Consider the following 16,186-nt stretch of genomic DNA (forward strand, 5'->3'; position numbering starts at 1 on the left):
GATAATATGGTTATAGTTGATTTTATTAGAACTTGGATAATAGATATAGTTATTATGTTTATTTTTATATCTATTGTTGAGTTGGTGCTACCTAATGGAAACATGAAAAAGTATATTAATATGATAGTTGGTTTATTGATTATATTTACAATTATAAATCCTTTTATAAAGCTTTTTAATATAGATTTAAATTTAGATAAGGCAGTTTTTAATCAAATATCACAGCAGGATATAGCCATAAATGAAGATAAAGAATTTCTATTAAATCAAGAAAAACAAGTTGCTATGCTATATGAAGAGAAAATAAGAAGAGAAATAATTGAGTTAGTGGAAGTAAATACAACTTTTAAAATATCAGAGATGAATATAGATATTAATACAGATGAAGATGATTATGGAAACATTGCCTTATTAGAACTAGTTATAGAAGAAAAGCAGGAAACTATAGAAGATAAAAATAAGATAGTAATTAAAGAAGTAAAGCCAATTATTATAGGTGAAAAGTCAGTTCATAAAAAAGATTATAAGAAATCCGATAATGATGAAGAAATAAAAGAGTTAATATCACAAAAATACAATTTAGAAAAAGAAAACATTTTAGTTTTTATAAAAACTGAAGGGGAAGGTGAATAGGATGAATAGGATGAATCAAATTATTCAAAAGATCAAGAAATACTTTGAGGAAATAAATAATAAAAAGTTTATTAATAATTTATTCATAATATTACTAGTATCAATCATACTTTTAATTGTAGCCAATATATTCCTTGACACCAAAAAAGAGGACACACCTTATACTGAAACTGAGAAATCAATTAATCATGTTAGTGGAACTGAATCAGATTATAGCAATATCTTAGAAAAAAAGCTGATTAATATATTAAGTCAATTAAAGGGTGTAGGGAAGGTTAATGTAATGGTCACATTAGAGGATAGTACAGAAAAAATAGCAGCAACTAATACAACTAAAACTTCTGAAAATACAAATGAAGTTGACTCTCAAGGTGGTACTAGGGAAGTTGTTAGGGAGGACATGACAGTTCAAATTGTGACTAAAGGTAATGATGGTTCCTTGTTAGTTGTCAAGGAAATAAAGCCTACTGTTAAAGGGGTAATAGTTGTAGCGGAAGGAGCTGATGATGCTGAAGTTAAGGAAAAGCTTTATGAAGCTGTTAAAACCGTGTTAGGAATTTCAGGAAGTAAAGTAGAGATATATTCAAGTAAATAAAGGGGGTATAATAATGTTTAAAATTAAAAGACCAGCAATTATTGGGTTGTTAGTTGTATTATTAGTTTTTACGGGATATATAAATCACCAGCTTACACAACAAGCACTTTTAAAGTCTTCTAACGATTATCAAAAACATGAAGAGTTAGAAATGGTAAAAAACAATTTAAGTAAAGATGAAGGGTTTGTAGAAACTTTATCAGAGGGAGAAGATGATATAGAAATCATTGATTCTGTCAATAATGATAATGTGGAAGAGTCTCTAAGTGAAGACAATAATAATGTAGAAGAAGTAATAAATGGTACCAATGAAATGATCAATGAGACCATAAGTAAAGAGAATAGCCTAAAGGCTAAAAATTATTTTATAGAATATAGACTATCTAGAGATAAACTTAGGGCAGGACTTGTTGATAGGCTAAATAATATTGTTAATAACAATAATACTAATGATGAAATGAGAACCGAAGCTCAAAAGGAAATAATTAAAATAGGAAACATTTCTGAAAAAGAGCTTCAGGTTGAAGGGCTTATTAAGGCTAAAGGTTTTGATGATGTATTGGTATTTTTAACAGATAAAGATGTAAAAGTTGTAGTATCTTCTGAAAATCTCTCGGAGCAAGATGTTGTAAAAATTTTAGATATAGTTAAAAGTGAAACTAGTATAGATGCCAATGATATTAAAATTATGAAAAAGAATTAGAAATGTTTGTAAATGGCATATACCTTTGGTATAATAACCTTAAGAACTTTTAGATACTTGGAGGTGTCTATGATGGATGAACACTTAAATGATGATAAGATTGAATATGGTACTGTTAAAATTGCCAACGAGGTTGTTGCCATAATTGCAGGATTAGCTGCTACTGAGGTAAGTGGTGTTGCTGGAATGAGTGGAGGTATTACTGGTGGCATTACTGAAATGCTTGGCATGAAGAACCTTTCTAAAGGAGTCAAAGTAGAAGTAGGTGATAAAGAGGCTGCTATTGACATATTTATTATAGTAGAATATGGTTCAAAAATTTCTGAAGTTGGTCAGGAAGTACAACAAAATGTAAAAACTACTGTTGAAACTATGACTGGACTTAATGTAGTAGAAGTTAATGTTAACATCCAAGGTGTTAATATTCCTAAAGAGTCAAAGGTTGAATTAGAACCAAGAGTAAAATAGTATATTTACCCTCTGATAATTCAGGGGGTAATTTTAAATACTTTTAGGAGGATGATATACAAATGAAAATAATTGATAGGTTAATATTAGCTGTTTATTCTTTATGTTTAGCAGTAGTATCTCTAGTAATTATTGTAATTCCCTTTGATATCAAGGGGATCTTCTCGATAAGCGATGCTCTTAATGTAGTTAGAGGAATGAAGAATAATTATTTATATTCTATAATTGGACTTGCTTTTTTTATAGTAAGTATTCGTTTTTTATTTTCTGGAATTAAAGGAAAAAAAGAAAATCCTACAGGTTCTTTTTTGGTAATGAGAAATGATCATGGAGAAGTTATAATTACTTCTGATACAATAGTAGGATTGGCAAAAAGTATAGCAGATAGATTTACTGGAATAAGAAATATTAAAACTAAAGTTGATCTAGTAGAAGGTCAAATTTACATCTCTATGAAAGGTGAAGTTTCATCAGAAGTTAATATTCCTGAAATTTCTAAAGAGCTACAAGAAAAAGTAAAAGATCATGTAGAGGCTTGTACTGGTGCAGGTGTTAATGAAGTAAAAGTAGAGGTACATAATGTAGCTGCACCTGTTAGAGTGGTAAAATAAAAGATAGAGGTGTTTGTTGTGATTAAACAAATGTTAATTGATTTATTACAATCTGTAAATAACAATAGAGGAAAATTTTTAGGATCTTTCCTCGGATTTCTAATTGCCATATTAGTTCTTACTATTGGTTTTTTTAAAACCTTGTTTATTGTTATATGCACTAGTTTAGGATATGTTTTAGGAAGCAAGTCTGATAATAAAATAAATTTAAAAGAATTATTAGAAAGAATACTTCCTCCAGGTAGAATCAATTAATATGGGATATAATAAAGATATAATTCTTTAAGGAGGATAAATAATGGGAAGAAAACAAGCGAGAGAAGGTACTATGAAGTTATTATATCAAATGGAGGTAAATGAAGATTATTCTGATGACAATATGAGAGTTTTCTTTCAAAACTTTTTATATGATGAAAGTGAAAAAGAATATATAGAAGATGCAGTATTAACTATAAAAAATAATTTAGAAGAAATTGATAATAATATGATATCCCATTTGCAAGGATGGAGTATAAATAGGTTGGCTAAAGTAGATTTAGCAGTATTACGTATAGCTATATATGAAATTCTTTATAGAAAGGATATTCCTATAGAGGTATCTATAAATGAAGCAATAGAAATTGTTAAAAAATATAGTACAGAAGAATCTTTTAAATTCATTAATGGAGTCTTAGGTGGATTTGTCAGATCCAGAGATATAAAATGAAGAAATATTATTTAGGTATAGACACAAGTGCATATACTACGTCTATTAGCCTTATAGATGAAGATAATAACATAATTAAGGATTTACGAAAGACTCTTGAAGTCAAAGAGAACCAAAAAGGGCTAAGGCAACAAGATGCAGTTTTTCAACATATAAATAATTTTCCTATTTTAGGAAAAGAATTATTTAAAGATATAGATGTAACAGAAATAAATACTATTTCTGTTAGTACAAAACCTAGAAATATTTCTAAATCTTATATGCCTGTTTTTGTAGTTGGAAAAGGACAGGCTCTTATACTTTCTCAGGCTTTAAATACTGAATATAAAGAATTTAGTCATCAAGAAGGTCATATAGCAGCAGGAATGCTAGGAAACAAATTTAAGATTGGTGAAAAGTTCTTAAGTTTTCATATTTCTGGAGGTACTACGGAACTACTATTAGTTGAAAATAAAGAAGATAATCTTAGAATCGATTTAATAGGTGGTTCTCTAGATATTAGTATAGGTCAATTGATTGATAGAATAGGAGTTTATTTAGGATATAGATTTCCTTGTGGTAAAAAATTAGATCAATTATCTAAAGAAGGTAATATTATAGATATTAGAGTACCTATGAGTATTAAAGATCTTACTTGGGTTAATATATCTGGATTAGAAAATTACTTTGTAAATTTAATAAAAATAGATAAATATCCTATAGAAGATATTATTCTAACGATTTTTCACACTATATCTATTATTGTCGAAAACCTAATTATAAATAGTTTAGATCATTTAAGGGTAGAGAGAATACTTATTACTGGTGGAGTTTCTTCAAACTCTTACATAAGAAATTGTATTTCATCTAAACTTGATAAAAAAGGTATTGAGACTATTTTTCCTCCTAAAAACTTATGTACGGATAATGGGGTAGGAGTAGCATATTTAGGTAAAATAAAAAAAATTTCTATTGAAGCATTTTAAATTAAATTCTTATTTGTTATAAAAAATGGAACATTGTGGAGGGGTTATATGAGCATAAAGCCTCTAAAGGTTAGTGAAGTAAATAGTTATATAAAAAGAGTGTTTTTGAGTGATTTAATTTTATCTAATATTAGTGTAGAGGGAGAAATTTCTAACTTTAAACATCATTACAGTGGTCATATGTATTTTTCTTTGAAAGACCATAAGGGAAAAATAAGATGCGTGATGTTTAAGGGAGATAATGAACTGATTAATTTTAAATTGAAAGATGGAATGAAGGTAGTAGTTACAGGATACATATCTATTTATGAAAAAGAAGGAGATTATCAGCTTTATGTAAGAACAATTGAAGAAAGTGGAGTTGGAGATTTATATAAAGCTTTTGAAGAATTAAAGAGAAAATTGGAGTTGGAAGGATTATTTCATAAAGATAACAAAAAAGAGATACCTTTTATGCCAAATAAAATAGGAATTGTAACTTCTTCAACGGGAGCAGCCATAAGAGATATTATAACTATAATTAAAAGACGCTTTTCCTCTTGTGAGCTTTTAATTTATCCCACATTAGTTCAAGGATCTCAGGCTCCTACAGAGATATGCAGGGGTCTGGCATATTTAGATAGTAGAGAAGACATTGATCTTATAATTACTGGCAGAGGAGGAGGGTCTATTGAAGAACTTTATGCTTTTAATGATGAGGAAGTTGCAAGAACAATATATAATTTGAAAACTCCAGTTATATCTGCTATTGGTCATGAGACGGATTTTACTATAGCAGATTTTGTAGCAGATTTAAGGGCAGCAACTCCTTCTGCTGCAGCAGAATTAGCAGTACCTGAACAAAGTTTTTTATTAGATGTGTTAAATAGTAAATATAATAGGCTTTTAAAAATATATTATCAGTGGAAAAAAAGCTGGGACTCCCAATTAAAATATTTAAATACAAGTTTAATTTATTATAATCCAATAAACCAATTAAGAGATAAGAAACAGGAATTAGATGGATTATTTAAAGACCTAAGTTATATAATAGAAAGAAAAATCAATGATGAAGAGAATAAATTAGCTGCTTTTAATCAGAAACTAATACTATTAAACCCTAACTCCTCTTTAGATAGGGGCTATGGTGTTTTAACTGATGGAAAAGGAAATTTAATTAAGTCTATTAAAGAAGTAAACTTAAATGAAGAATTAAAGATTTTGATTAAAGATGGTATTATTAAAGCTAAAGTTGTTAATATTGAAAAAGGAGGGGATTAGGTGGATTTGAATAATTTATCTTATGAAAAAGCCATATTACAGCTTGAAAATATACTAGAAGAACTTGAAGGAGATAGCCTTACCCTTGATAAATCCTTGGAGAAATTTAAAGAGGGTACAGAGTTATACAAATATTGTCTTCAACTATTAAATAAAGCTGAGGGTGAAATAAAAATATTACTAAAGGATGATGAAGGAAGTTTATCAGAGGTAGATTTCCAAATGGAGGATTAGTCTATGATCTTTAAAGATGAGTTAGAAAGAGTTGGAAAGATAATTGATTTAGAATTAGAAAAAGTATTGAAGTGTAAAACCGGGTATCAAGAAAGGATTTTTGAATCTATTAATTATAGTTTGTTTACTGGCGGTAAAAGATTAAGACCCATAATGGCTCTTAAAAGCTGCGAAATGTTTACAAGTGATTTTAAAGCTGCCATACCTTTTGCCTTAGCAATTGAGATGATCCATACTTATTCTTTAATCCATGATGATTTACCATCGATGGATAATGATGATTTTAGGAGGGGTAAACCTACAAATCATAAAATATTTGGTGAGGCTATGGCAATTCTTTCTGGTGATGGATTACTAAATTTAGCTTTTGAAATTATGTTGGATTATGCAGTTAATGATTCTAAAAAAATAGAAGATTATGATAAATATTTGAAAGCCATTCATGAAATCAGTAAGTATTCTGGGATATATGGAATGATTGGCGGTCAAGTAGTAGATTTATTGTCTAATTATGAGACTATGGACAAAGATAAACTATTATTTATGTATAAAACTAAGACAGCTGCTTTAATACAGAGTGCTCTTGTTTCTGGTGCTATTGTGGGAAATGCTAGTAAAACCGAAGTAGAAATAATGAGAGAATATGGTTTTTATTTAGGTTTAGCATATCAAATTAGAGATGATATATTAGATATGGAACATGATAGTGAAATAAACAAATTAACTTATTTGGCCTATTATGATAAAGAAAAAGCAGAACAGGAAATAAGTGTATTAAGCAATAAAGCTATAGCTATTCTAAATGAATTAGAAGATAGAGATACTAGTTTCTTTAAATCATTGACAGAAGCGTTAGTTAGCCGTAAAAAATAAAAGTGATATAATTGAAATAAGTAAAATTTTATGTTATAATTAGCTTAGCTTGGAGTGGTACAGTATTCTAGTCAGCACAACTATTCCCGAGGGCGGGGCTAAAAATCCGTCGAAGGGCATATCGATGAAGTTCCTTGTTTCGGCTTGCGACGCCCAGTCGTGGGCTGTTGCTGGGAGTAAGAAAGATGGGGCGATCTGCAATGGCATGCAGGCGTTGACCCTACTTTCGTGGAGACGTATAATACTAATGTAGTAAAAGTATTATATGATAAACCTGCAAGGTATTGGATACCAATTGCAGAGTAGCCTGCCTTGAGTGAAACATGCGGATGATAAGTTCAACTTTTCTTGTGTAAGGGCCCGAAATAAGAGAAGTTTTGTTATCGAAACATGTTTTGCAAAAGAGGCTAAGGAATAGACTGGTTGTAGAGGAAAACTCCTAGACTGTTCATTAATTGAGGTAATTTGAGGATTACAGTGCGGACTAAGTGGCAATCCAGTTCTACTTTTGGCGACAAGGTAGTGATAGAATGAAAGGGAAACCGCTGTTATGGCGACAAACAGTTTCTATCAGGGAAATCCTGCTGGACCTAAAGCCGTAAGATTTACTCAATTTACTGCCACTCAATGAGCTGATAGCTTATAAGCTATCAGCTTTTATAATATAAAAAAGTAAGATGTTTTAGGGTAAATTATTTTAAAATACATTATAATATTCTATTTGGAGGTAATATAAGTAAATGGGAAAGAAGGAAGAAGAAAGTTTTTCCGAAAAATATAATTTAAGATGGGTTTCATTAATAAGCCTATGGACCTTTATTATGGCCATAGTTTTTAGTGTTATTACAGAAAATTTAGTGGAAAATTTAGACATTTTGATGGCATTTATAATATTGATACTAATTATTTTTGTTGGAATTATATTTGATATTATTGGAATTGCAGTTACTGCTTCTGAAGAAAAGCCTTTCCATGCTATGGCAGCGAATAAGGTAGAAGAGGCTAAATATGCAATAAAATTAGTGAGGAATGCAGGACAGGTATCAAATTTTTGTAATGATGTAATTGGCGATATTAGTGGAATAATTAGTGGAGCTGTAGGTACTACTCTAATCTATAAATTGATAAATACTTATAACTTTCAAAATGGGACTATTTTAAGTATTATTATAACTTCATTAATAGCCTCTTTTACTGTTGGTGGAAAAGCCTTTGGAAAATCTATAGCTATGTTGAATTATGAAAAGATTATATTTCAGATAGCTAGAGTATTTAATTTTATTGAAAAGAATTTTGGTATAGACATTTTCCCTAATAAAAAGAAACAAAATAAAGTTAATAAATAATATAGGAGAGATGGTATGGTAAAAAAGAGAGCAGATATATTATTGTTTGAAAAAGGATTGGTTGAATCTAGGGAAAAGGGAAGACGAGTCATAATGGAAGGATCTGTTTTTATAGGTGATAAAAGGATAGATAAACCTGGAGAGAAATTGGAAGAGGACAGTGAATTAATAATAAGGGACAATCCTAATATATTTGTTAGCCGTGGAGGATTAAAGTTAGAGAAAGCTATAGAAGTTTTTCATATTGTTTTAAAAGATAAAATAGCTATGGATATTGGAGCTTCAACAGGGGGATTTACAGATTGTATGCTTAGAAATGGGGCTACAAAGGTGTTTGCTGTAGATGTAGGATATGGGCAATTGGATTGGAAACTAAGGACTGATAATCGAGTTGTAGTAATGGAGCGAACCAATATTAGAAATGTTACAAGAGGAGACATTAAAGAACCAATTGACTTTGTTTCTATTGATGTATCTTTTATATCCTTAAAATTGGTTTTACCCATAGCTAAAAATCTTTTACAAAAAGATGGAGAAATTATTGCTTTAATAAAGCCGCAGTTTGAGGCAGGTAGGGAGAAAGTTGGGAAAAAAGGTATTGTTAGAGATAAAAATACTCATTATGAAGTAATAAAAAATGTAGTTGAGTTTTGTGAAAATTTAGGGTTAGGGCCTTTAAATTTAACCTACTCTCCTATAACGGGTACTACAGGAAATATTGAATTTTTAATTCATTTAAAAAATAATGAAATTAATAATGTTCAGAATGACACTATATTAGAAATAATTGAGGAGGCACATAATACTCTTGGCAAAATTTAAATACTCAATTAACTTGGGGGTTATAATATGCTTGTTGGGTTAAATATAAGTAATTTTGCAATTATAGAGAATTTAAAAGTTAATTTTACAAAAGGACTTAATGTTTTAACTGGAGAAACAGGGTCTGGTAAATCTATAATTATTGAAGCTATAGGAATTATCCTTGGAGGTAGGAGTAGTAAAGAATTAGTGAGGACTGGTTGTCAAAAAGCAGTTTTAGAAGGAGTATTCTATTTAGAAGATTCAAGTCGAATCAAGCCATTATTGGATGAGTATGGTATTGATTTAGCTGCTGATAATCTTCTTATTATTTCTAGAGAAGTATACTCTAATAGCCCTAGTATTTCTAGAATAAATGGTAGAACTGTAACTCTCAGTATGTTAAACAGTATTACTACTTATTTAGTTGATATACATGGGCAACATGAACATCAGTCTTTGTTAGATACAGCCAATCATATAAAGTTGATAGATTCTTTTGGGGATACTGAGTTTGAAATTCTGAAAAAAGATATTGAAATAAAACTTAATTCTTTGATGAAAGAGAAAAAAAAATTAAAAGATTTGTCTATGAATAGCATTGAAAGAGATCGAGAAATAGATCTTTTAAGATATCAATTAGAAGAAATAGATAATGCTAATTTAACAAATGAAGATGAAGAAGAAATAGATAATGAATATAGAAAACTTTCTAATATTAAAGAAATAAGTTTTGGTATTAGTGAGATTATAGAAGTTATTAATAATTCAGATTATGAAAATAAAAGTATTATGGATTTAATTAATAGAAATATATCTATAATACATAACTTGAAGAGATATGATGAATATTTAATAAGCTTTGGAAATGTTTTAGAAAATATAAGATATGAACTACAGGATTTAAACAAAGATTTAAGACACTATTTAGATAATATTAATGTTGATGATGAAAGATTAGACTATTTATATGAAAGACTTAATACAGTAAATAAATTAAAGAAAAAATATGGTAATACAATTGCAGAAATATTAGAATACAGGGAGAGTATTTATTGTCGTTTAGAAGAATTATTAAATAATGAAAAGGAAATTGAGATTGTAAATAAAAATATTGAGGGCTTAGAGAAAGTACTTACAGACTTATCTTTTAATCTTTCTAATAAAAGGAAATACATAAGTCAAATTCTTGAAGAAAGGGTTACAGAGGAATTAAAAATATTAAATATGGAAAAAGTATTTTTTAAAGTGAATTTTGAAAAAAATCAATATTTTTCTGAAAATGGGTTTGACAAAATAGAATTTCTAATTTCTACAAACCCTGGCGAAGAATTAAAACCTTTATCAAGAATTGTATCTGGCGGAGAAATGTCCAGAATAATGTTAGCTTTTAAAAGTATTCTAGCTTATTATGACCAAATTCCCACTTTAATATTCGATGAAATAGATACTGGCATTAGTGGAAGGACGGCTCAAATTGTTGGAGAAAAAATTAGCAGTATATCTATAAACCATCAAATTATTTGTATTTCTCATTTACCACAGATTGCTGCTTTAGCTGATAGTCATTTTGCTATTACTAAAGATATTATTGGAGAAAAAACCAGAACTAATATCGTAAAGTTATCAAAAGAAGACAGAGTAAAAGAAATGGCTAGATTATTGGGTGGAGTAGATTTGACAGATACAACTATTAAGCATGCTGAAGAAATGATAGAAATGTCAAAAAAAATAAAGCAGATTAATTAAAGCACTTTGAAAATTTTTTAAAGTGCTTTTTATTTATTGGAAAAGAAATATTTACTTTACATTTTAAATATTTTTTACAGAGAATAATTAGTTATCAAAAAGGCTAAATTATATTTGCACAATACTTTTTGGAGGTGAGTGTGACAAAGGCAAAATTAGGAGAGTGATTGTACTTGGATAAAATAAAATTTAGGAAAAAAGTTCTAATAATAGTTTTAATAATAGTCGGTTTAGTTTCCACTGTACAAACGAAAAACTTTATATATAATCCGGCAAAAATAAAAGTTATTAAAGGAGAAAATAAGAATCTAGATATATTATTCCCTTTCTCCTTATCTTCAATACAAGATGAAGAAAATATAGTGCAAACCACTTATAGCCAACATGAAAATCATGGTTTTAAAAAATCTTATAGCTTAAATGGAATAGATGAAGGAGAAGCCACATTTCAGTTAAAATTTCTTGGATTAATACCAATAAAAAGTGTAAATGTTAATGTAATAGATAGACCAATGTTAGTACCAGGAGGCAATGCAATAGGAGTAAAATTGAATACAAAAGGTGTTTTAGTAGTTGCAGTTACTGATGTGATTGGCATTGATGGAAGAAGATGTAATCCTGCTAAAGAAGCTGGTTTAAAAGTGGGAGATAGCATTGTTGAAATAAATGGAATAAAAGTAAAAGATGCGGAGCATGTGGTTGAACTTTTGAATAATACAGAGGGAAAAAAAGTAAAAATAGTTATTGAAAGAAATAGAGCAGAGTTTATAACAGATGTAACTCCTATTCAAAGTATACAAGATAACTGTTACAGATTAGGAATATGGGTAAGAGATAAAACTGCTGGTATTGGAACATTAACTTTTTATGATGAAGAAACTAAGGTATTCGGTGCCCTTGGTCATGGTATAACTGATATGGATACTGGAAACTTGCTAAGTGTAGAAAAAGGAAAAATAATGAATGCCAAAATATCTAATATTGAACAAGGAAAAAGAGGAACTCCTGGAGAAATAAGAGGAGTATTCTATGAAACTGATAATATATTAGGAGATATTACAAAAAACAGCATATATGGAATATATGGTAAAATAAAAGATAGTTTTACTAAATCATCTAAGTTAAAATCCATACCTATAGGATTTAAAGAGGAAGTAAAAGAAGGAAAAGCGCATATATTAGCTACGATTGATGATAATAAAGTTGAAAAATTTGAAATCCAAATTGTAAAAATACAACCTCAACAGAATGCTGACCAAAAAAGTATGGTAATAAAAGTAACTGATAAAAAATTACTTCAAAAAACTGGTGGTATAGTTCAAGGAATGAGTGGTAGTCCTATCATACAAGATGGAAAATTAGTTGGAGCTATTACTCATGTTTTTGTTAACGACCCTACAAAAGGTTATGGAATATTTATAGAATGGATGTTGGAGCAAGCGGATTTTTAATAATTAAAAAGATAGGCCTTATGGGCTTATCTTTTTTAAAAAGAAAAAATATGAGAATTAAAGAAGGACATTTCATTTATTTGTCGAATAGTTTAATTACATATTTTTTACAAATATAGGGGGGTAATCATTTTGGAAAAGACTAAAGTTTTAATTGCAGATGATAACCGAGAATTTTGTGAAATTTTAAAACAATTTCTTGCACTTCACGAAGAATTTCATGTTATTGGAATTGCTAAGGATGGAATAGAGGCTTTAGATATAATAGATAAAGAGAAGCCTGATGTTTTAATATTGGATATAATAATGCCACACTTAGATGGACTAGGTGTTTTAGAACGTCTCCATGACAATGAGATAGATTATTTTCCAAAAGTAATTATTTTATCTGCTGTTGGACAAGATAAGATTACACAAAGAGCAATAGAATTAGGTGCAGATTACTATGTAGTTAAACCTTTTGACTTTAATGTGTTTATTAAAAGGCTTAAACAAGTATCTGGCACAGAAAAAGAAGTGGAAAGAAGAAAGGAATATGTAACTATACCTATGCCTAAAGCTCATAGTAATACAGAAAAAAGTTTAGAGGCTAAAATTACTAATGTTATCCATGAAATTGGAGTACCTGCTCACATTAAGGGTTATTTATATTTAAGAGAAGCTATTTCTATGGTAATTGATGACATGGAATTACTTGGGGCAGTAACCAAGGAATTATATCCTAATATAGCTAAAAAGTTTAATACTACTCCTAGTAGAGTTGAGAGAGCAATTAGACATGCTATTGAAGTAGCTTGGAGTAGAGGCAAAGTGGATACTATTAATAAGATCTTTGGATATACTGTTCATACAGATAAGGGGAAACCTACTAATAGTGAATTTATCGCAATGGTAGCAGATAAATTAAGATTGGAGCAGGAAATAATGGAAAGTAGCATATAACATGAAAAACATCCTTCAAAATTAAGTGAAGGATGTTTTTCATGTTATATATTTAATGTGATATAATATATTTATCCTACTATTATGATATTAATAACATTGGGCAATAATGGTAAGAGATATAATTTGGAGGGTTCGCATGTACATTAAAGGTATTGTAAAAAAAGATAAAAAAACAAAAAATTTGACTAGTAGATTGCAGCCAGGAGATATTGCTTTAATTTCTCATAAAGACTTGGATGAAATAGCTGCACTATCACTGTCAGAAAAGAAGGTTAGATGTGTGATTAATACAGAGAAAACAATAAGTGGCAGATATCCAAATCAAGGTCCCTTAATTCTTCTGGAAAAAAATATTCCAATTTTTGAAGTAAAGGAGCCTTCTATTTTTGATGATTTTAAAGAGGGCGATACTATTGAAATTATAGAAGATAAAATTGTTTATGAGGGAAAAGATGCTGCAATCTGTCATTATCTAGATGAAGCAAAGATTGAAGAATTATTAAACATAGGTTATGATAATATAGAAAAAGAATTAGATAAGTTTATTGAAAACACTTTAGATTATGCAAAAAAAGAGAAAGGACTAGTAACTGGAAAAATTCCAATCCCTAAAATTAAGACTACTATTAATCAAAAACATGCATTAATAGTAGTTAGGGGAAAAGATTATAAAAGAGATTTGGAGACTATTAAGTCTTATATAGATGAAGTTAAACCTGTCTTAATTGGAGTAGACGGAGGTGCCGATGCATTATTAGATTTTGGTTATACACCTCATATTATTATTGGAGATATGGATAGTGTTTCTGATAATTGTTTGCTAAAAGCAAAAGAAGTTATTGTCCATGCTTATGCTGATGGTAGAGCTCCTGGATTAGATAGGGTAAGGAATCTAGGAATAGAACCAGTAATTTATCCTTCACCTGGAACTAGTGAAGATATAGCTTTATTATTAGCTTATGCTAACCATGCAGATTTGATAGTAGCTGTTGGAACACATACTAACATGATTGATTTTTTAGAGAAAGGTAGAAGTGGAATGTCTAGTACGTTCTTAGCTAGGCTTAAAGTAGGAGATAAATTAGTTGACGCTAAAGGAGTAAACAAACTATATCATAGTCCTGTTAAGGCTAAGCATTTAGCTTCTATTATAATTGGAGCTCTTATTCCTATTATTATATTAACTTTAATACATCCAGTTACTAAAAGTTTTTTGGTATTGCTTAAAATTAGATTTAAACTATTGTTTGGATTATAAGAGGTGATTTTATTGCTGCCAAGTATGAGATTTTATGTTATTTCTATTGTTTCAATTTTTGCAGCTCTTGGAATTGGCATCTATATTGGGTTAGCCATGGATGCACAAAATTTAATTATTGAACAAAAAGAGGATCTGGCAACTAAATTGGAACAAAAATTTGAAGATTTAAGAAGTGAGAATCAAAGTCTTAAAGTAAATGTAGCGGAGTTAAAAGATGAAAATGATATCAAAGATATATTTATAAAATCTACTTATGAAGAAATTATTAAGAATAAATTAGAAGATTTAAATATAGCTATCATTGAGACTAACCCTGATTATGTCTATTCATCAATTGGTAAAGAGTTAGAAAATGCAGGAGCAAAGGTAGTAAATGTTACTACCTTAAATAAGAATATAACCGATACTTTAAAACTTAATGATATTTTTGCTAGTCTAGAGGAAAATGTTAATGGTGATCTTGTTACAAAAGCTATTAATAGCATTACTGAGTCTATAGTCAAAGGAGAAGAATATCCATTAGTAGAAAAGTTGAAAGAAGAAGGTTTAATATATGCAGTAGGGGAATATAATGAGCCTATAGATTATGTAATAATCTGTGGTGGTAGTTTAGATGGCAATCCTAATAGAATTAATAAAGTAGATAAAACAATTATTAATACAGTTAAAGCCTTGAACATACCAGTTATAGGTGTTGAAAAATCTACTGTAAATTATTCATATATTGAATCATATAAAGCTTTTAGAATTCCAACAGTAGACAATACTGACACAATAATAGGAAAAGTAGCAGTAATTTTAGCTATGGATAATAGACCAGGTCATTATGGAATAAAACCTTCTGCTGAGAAGGTTATATCTAATTTAGAAAATCTTGCAGTAGAATAACTTAAGGAGAGATAATATGGATAAAAAGGGAAAGCTTGTATGTGTTATTCCCGCTTATAATGAAGGAGATATAATCGAAAAAACCATAGATAATTTAAAAAAAATCCAATTAATAGATGAAATTGTTGTAGTAAATGATGGATCAACGGATAATACTATGAATGTAGTAAATAATCTTAATGTTACTGTTATAGATTTAGGCAAGAACCATGGAAAAGGTTATGGAATGAAAAGAGCAATAGACACTTTAGATTATGATTATATTGCTTTTGTTGATGGAGATGTAGGAGATACGAGTATACAAGTAGAATCTTTAATATTGCCTGTTCTTGAAGGGAAAACAGATGTTACTATAGCGAAATTTTCATCAGCGTCTATTAAAGGTGGATTTGGATTGGTTAAAAGACTTGCTAAAAAAGGTGTTTATTTTTATACAAAAAAAGAAATAAATACTTCTTTATCAGGTCAAAGAGTTTATAAAAGAGAAGTTGTAGAAAAGATGGACTATATACCTGATAGATACGGAATTGAGGTAGCGATGACTATTCAAACTTTTAATAATGGATTTTCTATTCTGGAAGTACCAGTTACTATGAAACATAGATATAGCCAAAGAAATTTAAAAGGTTTTATTCATAGAGGGAAACAATTTTGGGATATACTTAAAACCTTAATTATTATGTATTTTAGAAGGTGA

General features: G+C 29.1%; 19 protein-coding genes. All 19 read left to right on the plus strand.

Going from position 1 to position 16,186, the window contains the following annotated elements; translation table 11 throughout:
* Positions 1-6: 6 nt before the first annotated feature.
* The 19 genes from spoIIIAF to KQI42_RS06075 all read left to right on the plus strand — a co-directional run bounded on the left by spoIIIAF (position 7) and on the right by KQI42_RS06075 (position 16,186).
* Entirely contained in the window at positions 7-633 is a 627-nt protein-coding gene (gene spoIIIAF / locus KQI42_RS05985) for a stage III sporulation protein AF (protein WP_216517778.1), read from the plus strand.
* Between the two features lie 10 nt (positions 634-643).
* Positions 644-1,228, plus strand: coding sequence for a sporulation stage III protein AG (locus tag KQI42_RS05990; RefSeq protein ID WP_216517780.1), 585 nt, complete (start codon positions 644-646; stop codon positions 1,226-1,228).
* Positions 1,229-1,241: 13 nt separating this feature from the next.
* Positions 1,242-1,931, plus strand: coding sequence for a SpoIIIAH-like family protein (locus tag KQI42_RS05995; protein ID WP_216517782.1), 690 nt, complete (start codon positions 1,242-1,244; stop codon positions 1,929-1,931).
* 72 nt (positions 1,932-2,003) lie between these two features.
* Positions 2,004-2,399 (plus strand): Asp23/Gls24 family envelope stress response protein, encoded by a 396-nt coding sequence (locus KQI42_RS06000; protein ID WP_216517784.1) that lies wholly within the window; start codon positions 2,004-2,006, stop codon positions 2,397-2,399.
* 62 nt (positions 2,400-2,461) lie between these two features.
* Positions 2,462-3,010 carry an alkaline shock response membrane anchor protein AmaP gene (amaP, locus tag KQI42_RS06005; protein ID WP_216517785.1) on the plus strand — a complete coding sequence of 183 codons (549 nt, stop codon included), beginning with the start codon at positions 2,462-2,464 and terminating at the stop codon, positions 3,008-3,010.
* A gap of 18 nt (positions 3,011-3,028) precedes the next feature.
* Positions 3,029-3,265, plus strand: a complete 237-nt coding sequence (locus KQI42_RS06010; RefSeq protein ID WP_343231651.1) for a DUF2273 domain-containing protein — start codon at positions 3,029-3,031, stop codon at positions 3,263-3,265.
* A gap of 43 nt (positions 3,266-3,308) precedes the next feature.
* Entirely contained in the window at positions 3,309-3,716 is a 408-nt protein-coding gene (gene nusB / locus KQI42_RS06015; protein WP_216517786.1) for a transcription antitermination factor NusB, read from the plus strand.
* Positions 3,713-4,681, plus strand: coding sequence for a tRNA (adenosine(37)-N6)-threonylcarbamoyltransferase complex transferase subunit TsaD (locus KQI42_RS06020; RefSeq protein WP_216517788.1), 969 nt, complete (start codon positions 3,713-3,715; stop codon positions 4,679-4,681). The genes nusB and KQI42_RS06020 overlap by 4 nt, the downstream gene beginning before the upstream one ends.
* A 48-nt stretch (positions 4,682-4,729) precedes the next feature.
* Entirely contained in the window at positions 4,730-5,941 is a 1,212-nt protein-coding gene (xseA, locus tag KQI42_RS06025; RefSeq protein ID WP_216517790.1) for an exodeoxyribonuclease VII large subunit, read from the plus strand.
* Complete coding sequence (gene xseB / locus KQI42_RS06030) at positions 5,942-6,175, plus strand: exodeoxyribonuclease VII small subunit (RefSeq protein WP_216517793.1); 234 nt, start codon at positions 5,942-5,944, stop codon at positions 6,173-6,175.
* 3 nt (positions 6,176-6,178) lie between these two features.
* Positions 6,179-7,048, plus strand: coding sequence for a polyprenyl synthetase family protein (locus KQI42_RS06035; RefSeq protein ID WP_216517795.1), 870 nt, complete (start codon positions 6,179-6,181; stop codon positions 7,046-7,048).
* Positions 7,049-7,788: 740 nt separating this feature from the next.
* Positions 7,789-8,394, plus strand: a complete 606-nt coding sequence (locus KQI42_RS06040; protein WP_216517796.1) for a hypothetical protein — start codon at positions 7,789-7,791, stop codon at positions 8,392-8,394.
* A 15-nt stretch (positions 8,395-8,409) separates the two neighbouring features.
* On the plus strand, positions 8,410-9,216 hold the full coding sequence (locus KQI42_RS06045; RefSeq protein ID WP_216517798.1) for a TlyA family RNA methyltransferase: 807 nt from the start codon (positions 8,410-8,412) through the stop codon (positions 9,214-9,216).
* A gap of 27 nt (positions 9,217-9,243) precedes the next feature.
* Positions 9,244-10,944 (plus strand): DNA repair protein RecN, encoded by a 1,701-nt coding sequence (recN, locus tag KQI42_RS06050; protein ID WP_216517800.1) that lies wholly within the window; start codon positions 9,244-9,246, stop codon positions 10,942-10,944.
* 173 nt (positions 10,945-11,117) lie between these two features.
* A complete protein-coding gene (gene spoIVB, locus KQI42_RS06055) occupies positions 11,118-12,395 on the plus strand; it encodes a SpoIVB peptidase (RefSeq protein ID WP_216517802.1) in 1,278 nt (425 codons plus the stop codon).
* Between the two features lie 132 nt (positions 12,396-12,527).
* Entirely contained in the window at positions 12,528-13,337 is an 810-nt protein-coding gene (gene spo0A, locus KQI42_RS06060) for a sporulation transcription factor Spo0A (RefSeq protein ID WP_246566184.1), read from the plus strand.
* A gap of 139 nt (positions 13,338-13,476) precedes the next feature.
* Positions 13,477-14,598: a putative cytokinetic ring protein SteA gene (gene steA / locus KQI42_RS06065; protein WP_216517804.1), complete on the plus strand. Its 1,122-nt coding sequence runs from the start codon at positions 13,477-13,479 to the stop codon at positions 14,596-14,598.
* A gap of 12 nt (positions 14,599-14,610) precedes the next feature.
* Complete coding sequence (locus tag KQI42_RS06070; RefSeq protein WP_216517806.1) at positions 14,611-15,489, plus strand: copper transporter; 879 nt, start codon at positions 14,611-14,613, stop codon at positions 15,487-15,489.
* A gap of 16 nt (positions 15,490-15,505) precedes the next feature.
* Positions 15,506-16,186 (plus strand): glycosyltransferase family 2 protein, encoded by a 681-nt coding sequence (locus KQI42_RS06075; RefSeq protein ID WP_216517808.1) that lies wholly within the window; start codon positions 15,506-15,508, stop codon positions 16,184-16,186.

The sequence above is a fragment of the Tissierella simiarum genome (genome assembly GCF_018917865.1).
Taxonomy (GTDB): Bacteria; Bacillota; Clostridia; order Tissierellales; family Tissierellaceae; genus Tissierella_C; species Tissierella_C simiarum.

Coding starts and splice junctions, on each gene's coding strand:
- KQI42_RS06000 (WP_216517784.1), top strand. CDS start 2,004: ATGGATGAACACTTAAATGATGATAAGATTGAATATGGTACTGTTAAA.
- KQI42_RS06075 (WP_216517808.1), top strand. CDS start 15,506: ATGGATAAAAAGGGAAAGCTTGTATGTGTTATTCCCGCTTATAATGAA.
- recN (WP_216517800.1), top strand. CDS start 9,244: ATGCTTGTTGGGTTAAATATAAGTAATTTTGCAATTATAGAGAATTTA.
- amaP (WP_216517785.1), top strand. CDS start 2,462: ATGAAAATAATTGATAGGTTAATATTAGCTGTTTATTCTTTATGTTTA.
- KQI42_RS06035 (WP_216517795.1), top strand. CDS start 6,179: ATGATCTTTAAAGATGAGTTAGAAAGAGTTGGAAAGATAATTGATTTA.
- xseA (WP_216517790.1), top strand. CDS start 4,730: ATGAGCATAAAGCCTCTAAAGGTTAGTGAAGTAAATAGTTATATAAAA.
- KQI42_RS06045 (WP_216517798.1), top strand. CDS start 8,410: ATGGTAAAAAAGAGAGCAGATATATTATTGTTTGAAAAAGGATTGGTT.
- nusB (WP_216517786.1), top strand. CDS start 3,309: ATGGGAAGAAAACAAGCGAGAGAAGGTACTATGAAGTTATTATATCAA.
- steA (WP_216517804.1), top strand. CDS start 13,477: ATGTACATTAAAGGTATTGTAAAAAAAGATAAAAAAACAAAAAATTTG.
- KQI42_RS06040 (WP_216517796.1), top strand. CDS start 7,789: ATGGGAAAGAAGGAAGAAGAAAGTTTTTCCGAAAAATATAATTTAAGA.
- spoIIIAF (WP_216517778.1), top strand. CDS start 7: ATGGTTATAGTTGATTTTATTAGAACTTGGATAATAGATATAGTTATT.
- KQI42_RS05990 (WP_216517780.1), top strand. CDS start 644: ATGAATCAAATTATTCAAAAGATCAAGAAATACTTTGAGGAAATAAAT.
- KQI42_RS06020 (WP_216517788.1), top strand. CDS start 3,713: ATGAAGAAATATTATTTAGGTATAGACACAAGTGCATATACTACGTCT.
- KQI42_RS05995 (WP_216517782.1), top strand. CDS start 1,242: ATGTTTAAAATTAAAAGACCAGCAATTATTGGGTTGTTAGTTGTATTA.